This is a genomic window from Collinsella sp. An268, assembly GCF_002159765.1.
Lineage (GTDB): Bacteria > Actinomycetota > Coriobacteriia > Coriobacteriales > Coriobacteriaceae > Coprousia.
This window is the reverse complement of the sequence record NZ_NFJH01000004.1, coordinates 130,109-147,961: the sequence shown is the minus strand read 5'-3', so window position 1 is coordinate 147,961 and position 17,853 is coordinate 130,109. Positions and strand designations below refer to the sequence as shown.

The following is a 17,853-nucleotide window of genomic DNA, read 5'->3' as shown; positions in this document are numbered from 1 at the left end:
GCTACTGTATTTCTACGTCGGGGTGAAGGGAAACATTCTGATTATCGATTAGTAATAAGTAAGTGGTTGCCAGGGCGCTCTGAGCGGCAAAATGTGCCGAGTGACGGTGGTTTGCGTTACCGATACCGTCCGGGGTGCCGCGGCAAAAGGCTTGTCGCTTTGACCGTTTGCTGGCGCAACCATACCGTTAGCCCGTGACGGGGCCGCTCTCGCAGCGTTTGCGCCGGGGCAGATGGCACCATCTTGTGGGGACGGGGAGTGCGACAGGGAGGGTGCATATGCTGCAGCAGCGAGGCGACGGCGCGCCGCCGTGCGCGGCGTCCGCGCCGGTGGTTTCGCGTCGGGCGCTGCTGGCGGCGGCGGGCGCCCTGGGGCTGTTCGGCGCGCAGGCGCTCTCAGGATGCGCGCCCGCGGGCAAGGCCGATGCGGGGCGGGCTGCCGATGCGCGGCAACCGGGCGTAACGTCGCCATCCGGGCTCGCCACCGTGTTCGACGCCGAAGCCGCGCCCCGGTCGCTCACGCTGTGCATGGTGGGCGATATCCTGGTGCACGAGGGCGTGTGGATGAGCGGGGAGTCCGATGGGCGGCGCAGCTACGACCATCTTTTCGCCCAGGTGAAGCCGCACCTGCGAGCGGCGGACATCGCCATCGTCAACCAGGAGACGATACTTGCGAGCACCGCGTTCGATCTCTCCGGCTACCCTACGTTCAACGGGCCGGTGGAGATCGCCGATGCCGAGGTAGCGGCAGGTGTGGACGTCGCCCTGGCGGCGACCAACCACGCGCTGGACATGGGATTCGCGGGTATCCAGGCAGAGCTCGCCTACTGGCGCGAACACCATCCCGAGGTCGTGTGCACGGGCATCGCCGACAGCCAGGCGGACTACGACAGCGTCGCCATGTTGGAGCGCAACGGCATCAAGGTGGCGGTCCTCAACTTCACCGAGAGCACCAACGGCATCCCCGTGCCGGCCGCCGCGCCGTATTGCGTGCGCCTGCTCGACCGGGCGAAGGTGGAGGCGGACTTCGCGGCGGCGCGCGCGGCGGGTGCCGACATCACCGTCGTCTGCCCGCACTGGGGAAGCGAATACGCCTTGGAGCCCAATGCGGCGCAGCGCGCGTGGGCGCAGGTGTTTTGCGAGTTGGGCGCCGACGCCATCATCGGCACGCACACGCATGTGATCGAGCCGGTCGAGCTGCTCTATGGCGCCGACGGCCGGCGGATCCCGGTGTTCTGGTCGCTGGGAAACTTCATCTCGTGGCAGAACCGCAAGGACACCATGGTGGGCGGTATGGCGGAGCTCGCGTTCGAGAAGCCGGCGGACGGAGCGGTGCGGGTGACGTCCGCGCGCCTCACGCCGGTCGTCTCGCACCTGGCGCTGAGTCCGCAGATGTCCGCGTACCCCATCGCCGGCTATACTGAGGACCTCGCCCGCGCCAACGCCGTGCGCAGCGAGCCCGGCTGCGAGGACTTCAGCTTGAGCTGGTGCCACGACTTCTGCCGCAGGGTGCTCGGCGACGGCTACGATGCCGCCGCCGGCGTCTACCGTCTCACGATGTAGATAGCGTTTGGCGACCTCCCTCCTGCTGCGTTGCACCCGTTGTGCGCGCAGCGAGGCCTAACGCGATTTCCCGTGTGTTTCGCGTCGAACGTTGCCAGATACCTGATTCGGATCCTGACGCCTATCAGTCAGGTTGCCTCCTATGATGCTTTACATGCTTTACACCTTCTAGCTGTTTCGTTACCATGGAAGAAAGCGATTCGAGGAGGCGGCTATGACTCAAACGGGCGTCGCGGTAAAGAGGCCGATGCAGAAGAGCGCGGCGAGCGCGAGCGCGAAGGCGGTTGCGGATGCGACGGCGAGTCTCCGGACGGCACGCTCCGCGTATTCGGAGCGCCCGCAGGGGGAGCATGCGGCGAAGAGTAAGCATAAACCCGCCCAATCTCAGGTAAATGCGCGCATCGACGCAAAATTGAAGGCGGAGGGTGATGCCGCTCTCGCTTCGGCAGGGTTCACGCCCACGCAGGCCGTGCGCATGCTGTGGACGCTCGCCGTCCGCTGTCAGGGGGAGCCGGAGAAGCTCCGCGCAGCGCTTGATCCGGATTCTGCCGAGCCGTCTGAAGACGAACGTGCCGAACGGCAGCACAAGGTTGAGGCATACCATTCATGCCTTTCGCAGGGGCAAAACGTTCGGGCTGCATTGGGCATAACCGGGGTGGATCCGGATCGGGAGGGGTTGTCCGATCAGGAGTATACCGACCTCCTTAGGGGGGAGCATTTCCGGGAGAAGGGCTATCTGCTATGAAGAACCCGCTGACACTCCTTCTCGATACGAATGTCTGGATCGACGCTTTTGATGGGGGTCGGGAGCAGCATATGCGCGCTCACGCCTTGCTCGACACCGCGTTTGAGCACGGTGTATCGTTGGCGTTCGCTGTGAGCAGCTTGAAAGACGTCTACTATGCGCTCTCGAGTGCCTTGAAGCGCCAGAGCCGAGCGGTACATGGAGTGCTGAGTGAGGAAGACGCGCGATCGGCGGAAGTATATGCATGGGCGTGCGTCCAGAACATGCAGGAGATCGCAACGCCCGTCGCGGTAGATGTCTCGGACGTGTGGCTTGCGGGGAAGTTCCGCAATCAGGTGCATGACTTCGAGGACGCGCTCATAGCGGCGGCAGCATCGCGCTGCCATGCCGAAGCGCTCGTCACGAACGACGAGCGCTTCTTGCGGCACAGCCCGGTGAATGCAATGGACGCGGCGGATGCGCTCAAATATGTGATGCTGTCGACGTTGTAGCCCTTGGCATGCTGAAAACCCTAAGAGTCATTTGACGTGGGAATGGGCTGAACGGCGCACGTCCCCAATCAACCCTTTCTAGCGGAGTCTCCACTCCCGCACGCGGCGGCGCATGCCCTCGACGTCGAGCACGCCCTCGGCGAAGCCCTTGCGCACGAGCTCGGCGGGCAGCAGTTCGTCGTACTTGTCGAAGTACGGCACCTCGCTGGGGTAGACGAGTTCGATGGGGTTCTCGAGGGCGTCGGCCTCGTCGGCGAGCACGCGGAAGAACGTCTCGGCGTCAGCCTTCATCTTGAACTGCAGGAAGTACGGGCGCGATGCGTCCACGCCCGAGATGCCGAGCTCCTTGGCGCACTTGATCTTGATGAGGCGCTCGAGCGCGAGGAAGGCGTAGCTCCCGAGCCAGGGGATGAGGACCCAGGTGTCGCCGCCTAGGTTGATGAGGGGCTCTGCCGCCGCACCCGAGAGCTCGGCCGTGCGCCGCGCCTGCGCGAGGCGCGCCCGCGCGTTGGCGAGCAGGTACGGATAGGTCTCGTGCGTGGCGAGCACGCGGCGCATGCGCTCGAGCACGTGCGTGTGGATATCCCCCGGGCAGTCGCCAAAATAGGCGGGCACGCGCCCCTTCACCTGCGTGCAGTAGACGAGGTGCCGCTTCCAGTCGACCTCCTCCACCACCCAGCACGCGCCGGCGATGGCGATGCGCTCGCCCGGGGGCGGCGGGTTGACGATCGTGCCGAGCTCGGCGGATTCGGAGCGCACCGTGAACTCCTCGTTCTCCTGGAAGACGGCGTAGAACTTGAAGCTCGTGGTGTAGCGCTCGCCGGCAAGTCCCACGATGAGGCCGCCGCCCTCGGTCTGCTCGATGTGGTCGGTCTTGATGAGGTGGCGGAGCAGCACGCGGAAGTCGTCCGCCGAGACGCGATGGAAGTAGGAGAGCGTGAGCACGCGGCTCGCGAGGGCCGCCGGGCTGAGCTCGCCCGTCGATGCGAGCGTCGCCATGGTCTGATGGTAGAGCAGGCTGTAGGGGAGCCGATCGAGGCGCGGGGGCTCGACCCACTTCTCCTCACGGTAGAGCTCTACGAGCGCGATGCCCTGCAGGAGCTTCCAGGGGATGGTCTCGGGCATGGTGGTGCGGGGCTCCGGCTGCTCCTCGCGCATGACGAAATGCATCTCGGGCGGGCTGCCGCGTCGGCCCGTGCGCCCCATGCGCTGCAGGAAGCTCGACACCGTAAAGGGCGCGTCGATCTGAAAGGCGCGCTCGAGGCGGCCGATGTCGATGCCGAGCTCGAGCGTCGCGGTGGTGACGGTGGTGTCGAGCCGCTCGTCATCGCGCATGACCTCCTCGGCCGTCTCGCGGATGGCGGAGGAGAGGTTGCCGTGGTGGATGAGGAAGCGGTCCGGTTCGTGCACCGCCTCGCAGTAGGCGCGGAGCATGGTGCAGACGGCCTCGGCCTCCTCGCGGGAGTTGACGAAGACGAGGCACTTGGCGCCGCGCGTGCGCTCGAAGATGTAGCCGATGCCGGGGTCGGCGTCGGCGGGTGCGCGGTCGTCTGCAGCGAGGAGCGCCCGTTCGTCGACGCGCGGGATCGTGACGGCGTCGTCCGTTCCGCCATGGCCCGCGCGATCGACCCGCTCCACCGCCACCACGTCGGCTGCGATGGTGCCGTCGGCGCGCAGGGCCCCTGGCGCGCCGCCCTGCGAGAACTCGTCGCGGGCGCGCTCTGTTGCCTGCGGGCCCGTGATGTAGAAGTGCTCCATGGAGAGGCGCCAGGTGCGGCGCGGCTCCTCGAAGCGCGGGATGATGCAGCCCCGCCCGGTGCCGGAGGCGAGGAAGGAACCCACGTGCTCCGGGTCGCCGATGGTGGCCGAAAGACCGATGCGACGGGGGTCGACGCCCGCCATGCGCGAGAGCCGCTCGATGAGGCAGAGCGTCTGCCCGCCGCGGTCGCCGCGCAGAAGGGAATGGACCTCGTCGATCACCACGAAGCGGAGGTCGCCGAAGAGCCGGGGCACGGCCGCATGCTTGTGCATGAGGAGCGCCTCGAGTGATTCGGGCGTGATCTGGAGGATGCCGCTCGGCTCCTTCATAAGCTTGCGCTTGTGGGAGGCGGCGACGTCTCCGTGCCAGTGCCAGACGGGGATGTGGGCCTCCTCGCAGAGGTCGCCCAAGCGCAGGAACTGGTCGTTGATGAGCGCCTTTAAGGGGCCGATGTAGAGAGCGCCGATGCTCGCGGGTGGGTCCTCGTCAAAAAGCGTGAGGATGGGGAAGAACGCCGCTTCGGTCTTGCCCGAGGCCGTCGATGCGGTGAGGAGCACGTGGTCATCGGTGTTGAAGACGGCGTCTGCGGCCGCAACCTGGATGGAGCGCAGACCCTCCCAGTCGTGGTCGTAGATGAAGTCCTGGATAAACGGCGCGTAACGGTCGAAGACGCTCATCGCATACCTCCTGGATGCTACTGGGCGCGGCCGCGCACGAGCTCGATGGCCTCTTTGCCGCTCAGGTGCTCGACCGCCAGCTCCAACATGGTGAGGGTCTGCCAGAACCGGTCGATCTCCGCCTCGTGGCGCTCGAGGGGCACCTCGGGCGCGAAACGCTGGGAGAGGAGCTCGGCGGCAGCGCGCTTCTCGGCGTCCCGCTCGATGACGCGCACGCGCCCGAAGGCGATGACGCTGCGAAAGTAGGTGGTGAACTCCTCGGGGACGACCCTGTCCTGGTCGACGACGCAAAACGATGCCCGTCCGTCGCGGAGGATCGCGTCGATCTTGTGGCCCTCGCGTGCGCTATGGAAGAGGAGGCGTCCGAGCGGGGGCTCCTGTTGGGCGGGGGTGCCGCAGGGGAGGTCGTGCTGCAGCGGCGCGTCCCCGCCGGAGGCGACGGGCCCCGCCGGGACGTAGACGTAGCTCAGCGGGACGGCATAGGGGTAGCCTCCGTCGCCGGCAAGTGCGAGCACCCCAGAGGTGTTGCGCTCGAGTATCTCGGCGCACGCGGCATAGCTGAGTTCCTGGCGTCTGCGGCGCAGGGGGCGGAAGGGCGCGGTCTGGTTCATGCGGGTCTCCTCGTGATGGGGCCGGCGCGTCGGGGCGGGCAGGATGCTCGAGGCTGCGGCGGCGCCTGCGCGCATCGAGCGCGGCGGCGGGTGCTAGATGGTGAACTCAGCGAACTCCGCGGCGTCGTGCGGGACGGCGCCCGGCGCGACGCGGGCTGTGCCGTCCGCTGCGCTCGCGCGGGGGGCGGCACTTTGGTTCCCGTGTGCGAGATCTCCGCTCTTTGGGGTTGCCGAGGGGCCGAAAGCGGCATTCCCGCACATGGGAGAGACGGGTTGCGGCGCCGCGCCCGCGGAGGCGGGGTTCGCGCCCACCTCGCTCAACAGCTCGCCTGTCGGCAGCGCGGGGTTTTGGTAGGCGATGTCCAGAAGCTCGATGAAGTCGCGGATGACCTCGCGCGGCGTGAGGTGCGTGTCGGCTCCCACGCGCCCGAACTCGATCTTGAGGAACGAGACGAGGTCCGCCTCGGTGAGGCGCGGTTCGTAGGCGAAGTAACCGGAGTGGATCTGCTGCAGCTTCTCGATGAGGACGAGCAGCTCCTCATAGGTGAGCGGATGCAGGGTGATGATGGGCGCGAGCATGTCGCGCATGTCCTCGCGGGCGAAGCGTCCCTGCGTGAGGCGGCTGCGCAGCGCCTCGTAGCTGAAGACGCCGCGGCGCCGGTCCTCGATGGACTGCGGCGTGCCGCCCATGATGATGCCGAGGTGGTGCGCCTTGCCCTGCAGCGTGTCGTTGTACATCGTGAGGATCTTCTCGTAGTTGTACTGCCGCGTGACGGTGTTGGGGATTTTGAAGAGGTTGACGAGCTCGTCGATGAGGACGAGGAGCCCCTTGTAGCCCGCGCCCACGAGGAACTGCGCGAAGAGCTTCACGTAGTCGTACCAGTCATCGTCGGTGATGATGGTCGTGGTGCCGAGCTCGCTGCGCGCCTCCGTCTTGGTGCGGTACTCGCCGCGGAGCCATTTGATGACGCAGCTTCTGGTCTCGTCGTCGCCCTCGCGGCAGGCGGTGCGGTAGCGGCGGAGCATGCGGGCGAAGTCGAAGCCGTGGACGAGCTCCTCGAGAGGGGCGAGCTCTGCGGTGAGGGCGCCCTCGTCCGCCTCGTCCATGGCGGCGACCCAGCGGTCGAGCACGAGCGTGAGCCCGCCGCCCTCGGGCCGCGTCTTGGTGGAGAGGTTGCGGATGAGCTCGCGGTAGGTGGCGAGGCCCTGCCCCTGACCGCCCTGCAGGCGCCGCTCGGGCGAGAGGTCGGCATCTGCGACGACGAAGTTCTCACCCATGGCATGGGTGCGGATGGTCTGCAGCAGGAAGCTCTTGCCCGCGCCGTAGCGGCCCACGAGGAAGCGGAACGAGGCGCCGCCGTCGGCGATGAGGTCGAGGTCGGTCAGCAGCGCGCGAATCTCCACCTCGCGCCCGACGGTGATGTAGGGGAGGCCGATGCGCGGCACGACGCCGCCCTTGAGCGAGTTTAAGATGACGGCGGCGACACGCTTGGGTACGCGGGGCGCGGGTGCGGTGGCGGTCATGGGCAAATCAACTCCCGGATATCGTCTCGGTAGTCTTCGATGAGGCACGGCCCGGCGGCACCGAACTCGATGGCCGTGTCGCCGAGCAGGTCGAAGAGCTTCTCGTTGATGGTGTCGACCATCAGGTCCTCGGATGCGCCCGCAGGCGCCTTTTCCGGTTTCCCCTCGAGAAGGGCGGCAATATAAGCGGTCTCCTCAGCCGTGAGCGGGCCGCCCGTCGCCGTTTGCCGCGCCGCCGCTTGAGCGGGTGCTGCGGCACGGACGGGAGCCTCTCCGTCCGCGAGCCCTGCACGAACGGGGGGCGACGGCTGCGTCTCGCGCAGGGCAGTGCCGCCCGAAGCGGATAGCGGGGCTCCCGCCCCTTTTGCCTCGCCCCGGGCGGTCGGGGAGGCCTCGACCGGCCCCTCGTCCCGCTCCTCGTCGATGAGCAGGGCCTCCCGCGTCTCGGCCGCCGCGCTGCGGATGCCCGAGAGCTTGGAGAGGTCGATGTCGATGACGCGCGGGGCGTGGGCGCGTTTCCAATCGAGCCAGGACGCTATCTCGCGGTCGATGATCTTAGCGAGGTATTTGGGGCACTTGGGTTCCTTGAGCTGCGGCTCGAACGAGAGGGCGGCGCGCAGGCGGTAGTCGGTCGCCCGGGCGATCTCGCCCCAGGCTTTGCTGCGCCCCTGTCCGCCGTAGATGCGCCGGCAGGTCCAGAGGCCGCGGCGGCAGCGGTAGCGGTGGATGGGGTCGAGCGCGTAGTCGGCGTCAGCGTGCGCGTGCTCCTCATAGAAGACCGCCGACCCAAACATCGTGTAGCCCATCTCCGCCTCCTCGCCAAACGAGCTTTCAACCAAGCCGCGCGAACGGTGCTTGCGATAATAGGCGAGCATGCGGACAAAGACGGCGGCGGTCACGTGGCGGAGGTCGTCGGGGTGCGCGTGGTAGAGGCGCGAGGACCGGGGCCGATACGAGGCGTGGCGCTCGATGGCGTCCAGGATGCGCTCCTCGCCGGCGGCGTCGGGCGGTAAGGGGAGCGCCCGCTCCGTCGAGCGCTCCGCGCAGGGTGCGGGGCGCGCGGCAGGGGGACGGGTGCCGGTTGGGGGGACGCCGACGGCGCCGCCCGTGTGCGACGCGGGACCCTCGTCGAGCCCGAGCCAGGTGGCGAGGGCGGGGTCGAAGGGCATGAAGGTGCGGGCGATGGCGATAAGCTCGAGGTCGAGGGTGCGGACCGGGTCGTCCGCCAACAGCTCGGCGTCGAGGCCGTGGTAGATGACGTAGTCGTGGAGCCAGGTGCGGACATTGCGGTCGATCTCGGGTGCGAAGGCGCGGTAGGCATCCCAGAACGCGCGCAGCTTGCGGTAGCCGTCCAAGGGGTCCGCCACGCCGATGCCGTTGATGAGCTCGTAGAGGTAGACGTAGGCGAACGAGGTGGACGTTTGGGCGACCTCGCCCCGGCGCACCGCGGCGCGCCAGGTGAAGTAGCCGCGCAGCTGGCGGTCGCTCATGTTGTTGTACGTGGGGTAATAGGAGACGAAATTGCCCCGGTACGGGCAGTCGTCTTCAAAATCCTCCATATAGCGCGCCTGGCGGTAGAAGAGCTCCGCCTCGGAGAGCCAGCGACCGCGCGCGCCGCCCGGCTGATCCTGCCAGCGCGAGATGGCGCGCATCTTGCGGTATCGATCGGGCAGGTAGGTTGCCATCTGGCGCCCGGTGCGCACGATGGGCTCGTCGCGGTAGACGCCGCAAGAGAAGTGCGCGCTCTGGCGAATACGCTCGTTGGCGTTGAGCCGAGCGATGAGCTCGTGGATATCGACGTCGTGTCCCGCCATGCGCGCACCTCCTTCTGCGGTAGGGGTAGCCATACATCATACCACAGTAACAAACAGATGTTCGTAATGAGGAGGTACGGTGACGGCGCCGTCAAAGGGGGAGACCCGGGAAGGCGGGTTTGGCGGTTAGGGGCGGCGGGTGCGCCGCGATATCTCCTGACGTATGGCCGCCGTGGTGCGCTTGGGGAGCGGCAGCCGCACGTCGCCGGCGAGCTCGACGGCGTCGGGCGACACGCTGATCACGTAGTCGCAATTGATGAGGTGCTTGCGCGAGATGCGGAGGAACGTGGGCGGCAGGAGTTTCTCGAGGGCGGCGAGCAGCTGACGCACCTCGACCGTTTCTTCGACGAGGTGCAGCTTTGTCGCCTTACCGTCCGCCTCGGCATAGATAAGCTGCTGCGGATCCAGGTAGACGGTGGAGCTGCCCGAGGGGATCTCGATACGCTCGCCCGCGGCCTGCTTGCCCGTGCCCGCCTTGATGATTGCGCGCACGTATTGATAGGTCTGCTTGCTTACCTCAAAGGGGAAGTGGTAGCTGCCGTCGGGCTGAACGTCGTCTTTGGAGAAGTGAACCAAGTAGAAGCGCCAGACGCCCCCGTCGCGTCGCAGGCCAAAGCTGGCGTTGAGATGCTCGGCGGCAACGGCCTCTGTAGTGGAGAAATCCGAGTAGATCGCGAACGAGCCGACCACCATCACGTTATCGGGCGCCGTCACGCTGGCGATGCGAAAGCTGGCGTCGCGGATGAGAAAATCGGGAAGGTCGGGATTGTTGCCGAGGTTCGCACGCATGTCCGCAAGACCGGAAAAGAGGGGGCCGCAGGCGCTGATGAGCGTGCAGTCATCCGTCGCGTGCGAGAACAAAAGGGAGTAATCGTGGTGGAAGGACCCGGCGACCATGCGGCCGACGAGGTCGAGAAGCTCGTCTTCGGTGGGGCCGTCAAGGCCGACGGGGGTTGGCGTATCGATGCTGTTCGCGTCCATGACGACTCCTCTCCGTCGCATGCTGGCAGGGGCGCCGCGCGAACGGCGCCCCTGCATCTTAGCACCTTGCCATGAAGCGCATGTGCGCGTCTAGGCGGCGTCGCTTGAGGGCGGGTACGCCGTGGCGAGGAACCGCTGGAGCTGCGCCTGCGCCGTAAGGGAGCTCAAGGCCCCCGGCGCGTGCGAGCCGCGGGCCTCCCGGGCGAGGCGCTCTGCCACCTGACGGCGCAGCGCGGGGTTGCGGAGTTCGGCGCACGTGGCGGAAACCACGCGGATATGGGGAAACGCGTCTGTGTCGACGGGCATGCTGTGCGGGTCGTCCGTAACGTCGAGTGCAACATTGCTGTGGGGCCAATACAGTGCCATGCTCTCCTCCCATCCTCTGCGCGGAATGCGCTTGATGGGGGAAGCGTAGCGCGGCCGTCTTACCGTCCCCTGACAGCCGCCTGAAGGGCGTCTCATTCGGGCAGCTTACGGGTGTCGGGAGAAGGGTCAAAATTGTTGCGGTGCCAGCGGGGCGGCAGCATGGTCTGCGCACCGAGGTGCCGCGCGGTATCTTGCGCGGGCCGTATTCTTTCGGGAGCGTTACGAGGCGCGCATGGGGCTCGACAAGAACGGTTAAGACCGTAAAATGGGCAGCACGCACTTTTGTGTACTAAAGCGCAGCCATGAATCGCTTCTGAGCAGTGGCTGAAACCGAATCGGCAGAGGAGGGCGTGCGATGGCGAGAGGCGCGGTCGCAGAGGGGCTCATCCGCCCGTTTGAGGCGGAGTATGAGGACTACGTGCGCGATGAATCGCGCAGCCGCGGGCATGCCGAGTCCATCTCGTTTCCCACGTCTGAGGAGGAGGTGCGCGAGGCCTTGCGCGCCCTTGCCCCGGAAGCGGTGCCGGTAACGGTCCAGGGCGCGCGCACGGGCTTGGCGGCGGGCGCGGTGCCCGCGGGCGGCCACGTGATGAACCTGTCGCGCATGAATCGCTACCTCGGGCTCCGGCAGGATGAGGAGGGCCGCTTCTACCTACGCGTGCAGCCGGGCGTGGTCCTGCTCGACCTGCGCCGTCACCTCGCCGCCCGCGATATCCCCGCGGCCGGTTGGGACGACGCCTCGCTTCGCGCGCTCGAGGCGCTCTCCGCCGCGCCCCTGCAGATGTTTCCCACCGATCCCACTGAGACCTCGGCCTGCTTGGGCGGCATGGCCGCCTGCAACGCCTCGGGCGCGCGGAGCTTTCGCTACGGCCCCATGCGCGGGCACGTGAGCGCGCTGCGCCTCGTGCTCGCCGACGGCGATGTGCTGGCCCTTCGCCGCGGCGAGGCGCGTGCCCGCGGCCGTGCGCTCGCGCTTACCACCGAGGGCGGGCGCGCGCTTGCCATCGACCTGCCGACGTACGAGATGCCCGCATGCAAGAACGCCTCGGGCTATTATGCGGCGGACGACATGGATGCCCTCGACCTCATCATCGGCTCGGACGGGACCCTCGGCATCATCACCGAGATCGAGCTCGCCCTCATGCCCGCGCCGGCGATCACGTGGGCGGTGAGCTGTTTTCTTGCCGACGAGCGTCAGGTGCTCGATGCCACCTGCCTTCTGCGTCGCAGCTTGGCGCATGCGAGCGCGCTCGAATACTTTGACGAGGCGGCGCTCAGGATCCTGCGCGCCCAGCGCGCGGCCGGTGCGGCGTTTGCCTCGCTGGTGGAGCCGCCCGCAGGGGCGCGCGCCTGCCTGTACGTCGAGCTCGCCTGCGATACGGAGGACGAGGCCATGGAGGACCTCGCGCGCGTGGGCGCCGCGCTCGAGGAGGTGGGCGCGAGCGAGCGGTCGACGTGGGTGGCGCGCACCGATGTGGATCGCGAGGCGCTCACGTTCTTCCGCCACGCGGTGCCGGAGAGCGTCAACATGCTTATCGACGAGCGCCGGCGGATCGACCCGTCTGTCACCAAGCTGGGGAGCGACATGGCGGTTCCCGACGAGCGTCTGCACGATGTGGTGGCTCTGTACCGCACGACGCTGGCCGAGGCCGGGCTCGAAGCCGCGGCGTGGGGGCACATCGGCAACAACCATCTGCATGTCAACGTGTTGCCGCGCGATGCGTCGGATTACGCGGCGGGCAAGCGCCTGTTTGCCCGGTGGGCGCGCGAGGTGGCCGCCATGGGCGGGGCGGTTTCCGCCGAGCACGGTGTCGGCAAGCTGAAGCGGGACTTTCTGCGGGAGATGTACGGGAGGCGGGCGCTGGTGGAGATGGCGCGCGTCAAGCAGGTGTTTGACCCGCAGGGTCAGTTGGGCCGCGGCAACCTGTTTGACGAGGCCTTGCTCGCGGGCGTGCCCGCGGTGCCGGGCGCGAGGGCCGGTGCGGCTGCGGGCGAAGGGGGTGCCTAGCATCATGCATATCGTGGTCTGCGTAAAGGCGGTGCCGGGTTCCACCGAGGTCAAGATGGACCCCAAGACCCACACGATCGTGCGCGACGGCGGCGCGGCGGTGGTGAATCCGTTCGATGCGACGGCGCTCGAGCTCGCGCTCCGCCTGTGCGACGCCCGCGTTGCGGCGGGCGAGCCGAGCCGGGTGAGCGTGCTCTCTATGGGGATTCCGGCGACGGAGGCGCTGCTGCGCGACTGCATGGCGCGCGGGGCGGACGAGGCGCTGCTGCTTTCCGACCGGGCGTTCGCCGGGGCGGACACGCTGGCGACCACCTATGCCCTCACCTGCGGGATTGCGCGGTTGGCAAAGGGCGCGGGCGAGCCTGCGCTCGTGCTCTGCGGCAAGATGGCGGTCGACGGGGACACGGCGCAGATCGGGCCGGAGCTTGCCGGGGCGCTCGGCGCCGCCTGTGCGACCGATGTGCGGGAGATTCTGGCGTGCGACGAAAAAGCCGTGTTGGTGCGCGCCGCGGTAGATGGGGGGATGGCGGAACTCGAGCTGCCGTTGCCCGCGGTGCTCACGGTCGCCAAAGAGGCGGCGCAGCTGCGCATGCCGAGCATCGCGGGGGTGCGCGCCGCTGCCACGGCGCCGGTGCCGGTCGCTACCGCTCAAGCGGTGGGGGCGGATACGACGCGTATCGGCCTTGCCGGCTCGCCCACGCAGGTGGTGCGCTCGTTTGTCCCCGAGCAGCGCTCGCGCGCCGTGCCGGTGGTCGGTGCGCCGGCAGAGCAGGCGGCGCGCCTCGTCCAGATCATAGCGGAGGTGTCCTGATGGCGGGTTTGGTGGTCGATGCGGCGCGCTGTGTGGGATGCGGCCGCTGCGTGCGCGCCTGCGGCAATGCGGGGATCGAGGTGCGGGATCGTCTGGCATATCCGACCGATGGCTGTCTCTTGTGCGGGGCGTGCGTGGACGCCTGCCCGGTGGGCGCGATCGCCATCGAGCACTCCCAGGTGGATGCGGCGGACCTCGCCTCGTGGCACGATGTGTGGGTGTTCGCACAGGTTGAGCGGGAGGGCGGTCTTGCACCGGTTGCGATAGAGCTCGTGGGCAAGGCGCGCGAGCTCGCCTGCGCGCGCGGGTGCCGCGTGGTCGCGCTTTTGGCTGCTGCCGAGTCCGAACCCGGCGCCCTCGCCTCCACCCTTATCGCCTGTGGGGCGGATGAGGTGCGGCTCGCCCGCGATGAGCGCTTCGCATCTGCCGACCCGGAGCTCTTGGCTGGTTGGGTGTGCGCCGAGGTGCGCGCCGGGCGCCCCGAGATCGTGCTCTTTGGTGCGACGCCCCTCGGCCGCGAGCTCGCACCGCGCGTGGCCGTGACGCTTCAGACGGGCCTTACCGCCGATTGCACCGTTCTCGCCATCGATCCCCAAACGGGCCTTCTCCAGCAGACGCGCCCCGCCTTTGGCGGCAACCTCATGGCGACCATCGTCTGCCCGACGCATCGCCCGCAGATGGCGACGGTGCGCCCCGGTGTCTTTGCGGCGCCCGAGCCCGACCCGTCGCGTATGGGAGCGGTGGTCGCCGCCCCGCTGGCCCCCGGTGCCGCGTCGCGCGTGCGCCTGCGCGCGCTCGCGCCGACGTCTGTCGGCGCGTCCCTTGTGCAGGCGCGGCGGCTCGTGGTGGTGGGGCGCGGTATCGGGTCGCAGAAAAACCTTCCCTTGATGCGGCGCCTGGCAGAGCTTCTGGGGGCGCAGCTCGGCTGCACGCGTCCGCTTGTCGAGGCGGGCTGGCTCGACTATCCGCACCAGATCGGGCAGACGGGCGTTTCCGTGGCCCCGGAGCTCTTGGTGAGCGTGGGCGTATCGGGTGCGGTCCAGCATCTAGCGGGCATCGGCGGCGCCAAGACGGTCATCGCCATCAACGAGGACGCGGGCGCCCCCATCTTTGGGGCGGCGCACTACCGGGTGGTGGGCGACGCCATCGCCGTCGTGCGCGCCCTTGTGGAGCGCCTCGAGGCGGATGCTGCCGCTCGTTAGGGAGGCCCCTCCACGGGGCGTCGCGGTTGGTCTGCGGCCCGCGCGGTCCTAAAACGCGAGGTTTACCAGGAGCATGTAGACCACGGTGCTCGCCACGATGGAGAGCAGCATGTTGTGGCGCTTCAGATAGAGGCCGCCGGCGATGAGGACGCCCACCGCCTCGGGGATGCCGTGGCTTTCTGAGAAGATGCTGACGTCCTTGAGGCAGTAGACCACGAGGAGTCCAAACACGGCGCCCGGCAGGGCGTTGCCGAGGTAGCGCACGAAGGCCGGCGTCTCGCGCCCGGCGGGAAACGCGATAAAGGCCGCGGCGCGGGTGAGGACGGTGGCGGCGCCCGCGGCGCCGATGGTGATGAGCATCTGCAGGGTCGTCATGCGCGGCCCTCCCCGTCGTCTTCTGTCGCGCTCTTGGCGTAGGCGGGCTCGATGCGACGCCTCGTGCACGCGATGCCGATGAGGATGAGCGCCATGGCGGGAATCATAAAGTTGTCCGCCCCCATGATGCATAGCGCTACGGCGGCGGCAGCGATTCCGATGACGGCGCTCAAGTGCTGATGGTCCTTCTCCCATTGGTCGAGAAAGATCACGACAAACAGGGACGTCATGGCAAACGACACCCCCTCGACCGTGGTGGCGACCAGCGTTCCAAACAGCCCGCCGAGCGTACAGCCAGCAACCCAGTAGAGCTGGTTGAGCGCCGTCACCCACGTCATGAACCAGCCGCGGTCGATGCCCTCGGGCGGCTCGGTGGCGTAGTTGATGGAGAACGTCTCGTCGCACATACCGAAGATGAGGTAGGGGCGCTTGCGGCCGAGCCCGCGGAAGCGCTCGAGCATGGAGAGGCCGTAGAACAGATGGCGCGCGTTGATGATGAGGACGACGGCGAACGTGGTGAGCGGGTCAAACGCCCCGGCGAGCTGCGACGCCACCACGAACTCAGCCGACCCCGCAAAGATCACGATGCTCATGAGCACAGGCACCCACCAGGGGAGCCCGAGCGATCCGGCATAGATGCCGCAGGTGATGCCGAGGAAGACGAACCCGGCGAGGATGGGGATGGTTAAGGGGAAAGCGGCGCGCAGCGCTGCGAGGCGCGCACCGGGCGCAGCGCCGGTCGTATCGGTCGTTTCAGTCACGGGCGGCTTCCGGGGGCAGGCAAGAGAAAGCGGAGCGCACGCGGCGCTCCGCTCAACGGGCGGGGATAGGGGTGCGTTAGGCAAAGACGGCCGCGACGCGCGCGGGCAGGCCCGTCGCGCCCTCGATGTGCGGCCACGATACGAAGACGATAGCGCCCGTCGCGGGGACCTTGTCGAGGTTTGCCATGACCTCCACCTGGAGGTGGCCGTGATCGAGCACCCAGCGCTCGCAGGCGAGGTCATCAGCCTCTGCCGCGAGGAACGAGGCGTCGGTGTCGAACGTCTCGTGGCCGTTCATCTGGATGCGGCGCTCCTCATACAGGAACTGGAGCGCGGGCAGCGACCAGCCGGGGCAGTGCTCGCCGCCCTCGGCATCGAAGTTGTTGAGGGCGTCGTTGTCCGGCCAGCGGGTGTACCAGTCGGTGCGGAGCGCCACAAAGGCGCCTCCGGGGATGCGCCCGTGCTCGGACTCCCAGGCCTCGATGTCCTCGACCGTGACGGCCGTGTCCGGGCCCTCGGCCGCAATCTTAGGCGTGAGGTCGATAACGCAGAGCGGCATGGCCATCTTGTCGACGCCGTAGGCCTCGGAGCCCGGCTTGCCCGGCGTGAAGTGGCTCGGGAAGTCGACGTGCGTGCCGAACTGTCCGGGGAACTTGTAGGTGTGGATGCGGCAGGAGAGCATCTCCTCGTCGTAGTCAAAGACGGTGCGGCAGAGTTCGACCGACCCCTCCGGAATGCCCGCCCAATACGGGCTCTCGTTGGTGAGCGGATGGGTAAGGTCGACCCAGGTGCAGCGCTTCAGGTTCTCGAGTTCGGGCCAAAGGCTCATCGCAATCCCTTTCTCTCGCGTCGGCGTTCGTGCCAGTGCTTTTCATGGTACGGCACCGGGTCGATGCGCGTCAAAGGGAGGTGCGCCGCGTCAGTCGTGCTCGGCGTTGCGCGACCGCTCGCCCGCCTGGCAGAGCGTCGTTATCGCCGCGGGGGCGCCGGAGAGTCCCTCGGGAGGCCTGCACCACGCGAGCAGCGCATCGAGGGATCGGTTACGCCTCGCTTCGGCCGTGGAGGCCGCCTCCGCCGCCTCCTCCACGATGTTGCCGGCGCACTCAGCGCCCTTCATCGCCACCAGGGCCTTGAGCGCATGCGCCCACGCCTCCTGGTCACGCGGCGCCCGCCCGAGCTGGGCGAGGTCCGCGATCCGCCTGCGATCCGCCCATGCCGCCGCCTTGAGCTCCTCGCCCGCCGCCGTGAGGCGTGTCGCCCTGGGTAGGATCCCCAGGCACGCGATCAAGAGCGCGATGAAGGAGGCGATCAGGATGAAGAAGCCCAGGCGCGGCATGATCCCGATGAAGAGCCATATCTCGAGGGCGTAGAAGATCCAGCCCCTCATGTGGCCGCAGAGCGCGGGCTCGCGCTCCACGAGGTCGAGGGCAATCGCCTCCTCAAGCAGCGCCTCGTCGAAGGCCTTCCGCTCCTGTTGGAAGGACGCGCCCCTCTGCCGCTTTGCCCGGGGGTCCTTCTCGGTGTCCGCCCATTCCCCGAAGTCCAGGGGATAGAGCATGCGCCGCGCGGCCTGGTCCAGGGGAAGGTCGGGCTCGCGCGTGTAGCGGAAGCGATAATGCCTCCTTCTCAGGGAGTTGAGCAGCGCTCCCGTGGAGCCGTTCGCGTCGATCGGGTCGTCATCGAAGAACCTGAGCTCGACGATGCCCTGCTCCGCCATGTGAAGCAGCGATGCCGCCGCCTGGTCGAAGAGGCCGCGGTTCAGGGTGTTGTCCCTGCCGTAGCCCTGGTCCAGGGCGACCGAGCCGATCACAGCGGGGTGCACGGACGGGTCGAGGCGGGAGGCGTCGGCGCTCACCGCCGGAGCGGGCCTCGTCGCCATGCTCCTGATCCGAAAGAGGATGCTGAGCGCTATGTAGACGATGACGGGCGCGAGCGCGAGGTACGACGAGGGCGTCACGAGGGACAGCTCGAGTTTGACCAGCTCGATCATCTCCGCCATCTTGCGTCCTTTCACTCTAGCCCCCAGATGGGTTTCGTTGCCCTCTGTCCATGGTATGTCTTGGGGGTGCGGAAAACCGGATCGCACGGGATATCTTACGCAGTTCTGACGTTTCTCCCATTGCCTCGTCCGATGGCTGATCAAAGGTAACGTCCAAGGATAAAGCC

At 67.8% G+C, this 17,853-nt stretch carries 16 protein-coding genes; 6 read left to right on the top strand and 10 right to left on the bottom strand.

Annotated elements, in window-relative coordinates; all coding sequences use genetic code 11:
- Positions 1 to 278 precede the first annotated feature (278 nt).
- The 3 genes from B5F70_RS04740 to B5F70_RS04730 all read left to right on the top strand — a co-directional run bounded on the left by B5F70_RS04740 (position 279) and on the right by B5F70_RS04730 (position 2,798).
- A complete protein-coding gene (locus B5F70_RS04740; protein ID WP_087204412.1) occupies positions 279 to 1,562 on the top strand; it encodes a CapA family protein in 1,284 nt (427 codons plus the stop codon).
- Between the two features lie 214 nt (positions 1,563 to 1,776).
- A complete protein-coding gene (locus B5F70_RS04735) occupies positions 1,777 to 2,307 on the top strand; it encodes a type II toxin-antitoxin system RelB/DinJ family antitoxin (RefSeq protein WP_239463058.1) in 531 nt (176 codons plus the stop codon).
- Positions 2,304 to 2,798, top strand: coding sequence for a type II toxin-antitoxin system VapC family toxin (locus tag B5F70_RS04730; protein WP_087204411.1), 495 nt, complete (start codon positions 2,304 to 2,306; stop codon positions 2,796 to 2,798). The genes B5F70_RS04735 and B5F70_RS04730 overlap by 4 nt, the downstream gene beginning before the upstream one ends.
- 78 nt (positions 2,799 to 2,876) lie before the next feature.
- Here the strand turns inward: B5F70_RS04730 and B5F70_RS04725 are convergent, their stop codons facing one another.
- The 6 genes from B5F70_RS04725 to B5F70_RS04700 form a co-directional block, all read right to left on the bottom strand.
- Positions 2,877 to 5,234: a DEAD/DEAH box helicase gene (locus B5F70_RS04725; protein WP_087204410.1), complete on the bottom strand. Its 2,358-nt coding sequence runs from the start codon at positions 5,232 to 5,234 to the stop codon at positions 2,877 to 2,879.
- A 17-nt stretch (positions 5,235 to 5,251) separates the two neighbouring features.
- Positions 5,252 to 5,845, bottom strand: a complete 594-nt coding sequence (locus B5F70_RS04720) for a pyridoxamine 5'-phosphate oxidase family protein (protein ID WP_087204409.1) — start codon at positions 5,843 to 5,845, stop codon at positions 5,252 to 5,254.
- 93 nt (positions 5,846 to 5,938) lie between these two features.
- Positions 5,939 to 7,369, bottom strand: a complete 1,431-nt coding sequence (locus B5F70_RS04715) for an ATP-binding protein (RefSeq protein ID WP_087204408.1) — start codon at positions 7,367 to 7,369, stop codon at positions 5,939 to 5,941.
- Positions 7,366 to 9,183, bottom strand: a complete 1,818-nt coding sequence (locus B5F70_RS04710) for a TerB N-terminal domain-containing protein (RefSeq protein WP_087204407.1) — start codon at positions 9,181 to 9,183, stop codon at positions 7,366 to 7,368. Before B5F70_RS04710 ends, B5F70_RS04715 begins: the two co-directional genes overlap by 4 nt.
- A gap of 126 nt (positions 9,184 to 9,309) precedes the next feature.
- The gene (locus tag B5F70_RS04705; RefSeq protein ID WP_158094930.1) at positions 9,310 to 10,164 is read right to left on the bottom strand and encodes a LytTR family DNA-binding domain-containing protein; all 855 of its coding nucleotides are present in this window, start codon (positions 10,162 to 10,164) and stop codon (positions 9,310 to 9,312) included.
- A 90-nt stretch (positions 10,165 to 10,254) separates the two neighbouring features.
- On the bottom strand, positions 10,255 to 10,530 hold the full coding sequence (locus tag B5F70_RS04700) for a hypothetical protein (protein WP_087204405.1): 276 nt from the start codon (positions 10,528 to 10,530) through the stop codon (positions 10,255 to 10,257).
- A 355-nt stretch (positions 10,531 to 10,885) separates the two neighbouring features.
- Between B5F70_RS04700 and B5F70_RS04695 the strand changes: the two genes are divergently transcribed.
- The 3 genes from B5F70_RS04695 to B5F70_RS04685 are packed head-to-tail and all read left to right on the top strand — an operon-like array spanning position 10,886 to position 14,551.
- Complete coding sequence (locus B5F70_RS04695; RefSeq protein ID WP_087204404.1) at positions 10,886 to 12,538, top strand: FAD-binding oxidoreductase; 1,653 nt, start codon at positions 10,886 to 10,888, stop codon at positions 12,536 to 12,538.
- A 4-nt stretch (positions 12,539 to 12,542) separates the two neighbouring features.
- The gene (locus B5F70_RS04690; protein WP_206383502.1) at positions 12,543 to 13,349 is read left to right on the top strand and encodes an electron transfer flavoprotein subunit beta/FixA family protein; all 807 of its coding nucleotides are present in this window, start codon (positions 12,543 to 12,545) and stop codon (positions 13,347 to 13,349) included.
- Positions 13,349 to 14,551: an FAD-binding protein gene (locus tag B5F70_RS04685; protein ID WP_087204403.1), complete on the top strand. Its 1,203-nt coding sequence runs from the start codon at positions 13,349 to 13,351 to the stop codon at positions 14,549 to 14,551. Before B5F70_RS04690 ends, B5F70_RS04685 begins: the two co-directional genes overlap by 1 nt.
- Positions 14,552 to 14,599: 48 nt before the next feature.
- On the opposite strand, the gene B5F70_RS04680 is transcribed toward B5F70_RS04685, so the two are convergent.
- From B5F70_RS04680 to B5F70_RS04665, 4 genes are all read right to left on the bottom strand, one after another.
- Positions 14,600 to 14,926 carry an AzlD domain-containing protein gene (locus tag B5F70_RS04680; protein WP_239463560.1) on the bottom strand — a complete coding sequence of 109 codons (327 nt, stop codon included), beginning with the start codon at positions 14,924 to 14,926 and terminating at the stop codon, positions 14,600 to 14,602.
- On the bottom strand, positions 14,923 to 15,687 hold the full coding sequence (locus B5F70_RS04675) for an AzlC family ABC transporter permease (protein ID WP_087204402.1): 765 nt from the start codon (positions 15,685 to 15,687) through the stop codon (positions 14,923 to 14,925). Before B5F70_RS04675 ends, B5F70_RS04680 begins: the two co-directional genes overlap by 4 nt.
- A 76-nt stretch (positions 15,688 to 15,763) precedes the next feature.
- A complete protein-coding gene (locus tag B5F70_RS04670; RefSeq protein WP_087204401.1) occupies positions 15,764 to 16,516 on the bottom strand; it encodes a cyclase family protein in 753 nt (250 codons plus the stop codon).
- A gap of 90 nt (positions 16,517 to 16,606) precedes the next feature.
- Complete coding sequence (locus B5F70_RS04665; protein ID WP_087204400.1) at positions 16,607 to 17,686, bottom strand: hypothetical protein; 1,080 nt, start codon at positions 17,684 to 17,686, stop codon at positions 16,607 to 16,609.
- Positions 17,687 to 17,853 lie beyond the last annotated feature (167 nt).

What these genes read in the sequence shown, in the direction of transcription:
- B5F70_RS04710 (WP_087204407.1), bottom strand. Translation starts at nt 9,183, where the DNA reads ATGGCGGGACACGACGTCGATATCCACGAGCTCATCGCTCGGCTCAAC.
- B5F70_RS04695 (WP_087204404.1), top strand. Translation starts at nt 10,886, where the DNA reads ATGGCGAGAGGCGCGGTCGCAGAGGGGCTCATCCGCCCGTTTGAGGCG.
- B5F70_RS04715 (WP_087204408.1), bottom strand. Translation starts at nt 7,369, where the DNA reads ATGACCGCCACCGCACCCGCGCCCCGCGTACCCAAGCGTGTCGCCGCC.
- B5F70_RS04720 (WP_087204409.1), bottom strand. Translation starts at nt 5,845, where the DNA reads ATGAACCAGACCGCGCCCTTCCGCCCCCTGCGCCGCAGACGCCAGGAA.
- B5F70_RS04735 (WP_239463058.1), top strand. Translation starts at nt 1,777, where the DNA reads ATGACTCAAACGGGCGTCGCGGTAAAGAGGCCGATGCAGAAGAGCGCG.
- B5F70_RS04725 (WP_087204410.1), bottom strand. Translation starts at nt 5,234, where the DNA reads ATGAGCGTCTTCGACCGTTACGCGCCGTTTATCCAGGACTTCATCTAC.
- B5F70_RS04670 (WP_087204401.1), bottom strand. Translation starts at nt 16,516, where the DNA reads ATGAGCCTTTGGCCCGAACTCGAGAACCTGAAGCGCTGCACCTGGGTC.
- B5F70_RS04740 (WP_087204412.1), top strand. Translation starts at nt 279, where the DNA reads ATGCTGCAGCAGCGAGGCGACGGCGCGCCGCCGTGCGCGGCGTCCGCG.
- B5F70_RS04730 (WP_087204411.1), top strand. Translation starts at nt 2,304, where the DNA reads ATGAAGAACCCGCTGACACTCCTTCTCGATACGAATGTCTGGATCGAC.
- B5F70_RS04680 (WP_239463560.1), bottom strand. Translation starts at nt 14,926, where the DNA reads ATGACGACCCTGCAGATGCTCATCACCATCGGCGCCGCGGGCGCCGCC.
- B5F70_RS04665 (WP_087204400.1), bottom strand. Translation starts at nt 17,686, where the DNA reads ATGGCGGAGATGATCGAGCTGGTCAAACTCGAGCTGTCCCTCGTGACG.
- B5F70_RS04690 (WP_206383502.1), top strand. Translation starts at nt 12,543, where the DNA reads ATGCATATCGTGGTCTGCGTAAAGGCGGTGCCGGGTTCCACCGAGGTC.
- B5F70_RS04700 (WP_087204405.1), bottom strand. Translation starts at nt 10,530, where the DNA reads ATGGCACTGTATTGGCCCCACAGCAATGTTGCACTCGACGTTACGGAC.
- B5F70_RS04685 (WP_087204403.1), top strand. Translation starts at nt 13,349, where the DNA reads ATGGCGGGTTTGGTGGTCGATGCGGCGCGCTGTGTGGGATGCGGCCGC.
- B5F70_RS04705 (WP_158094930.1), bottom strand. Translation starts at nt 10,164, where the DNA reads ATGGACGCGAACAGCATCGATACGCCAACCCCCGTCGGCCTTGACGGC.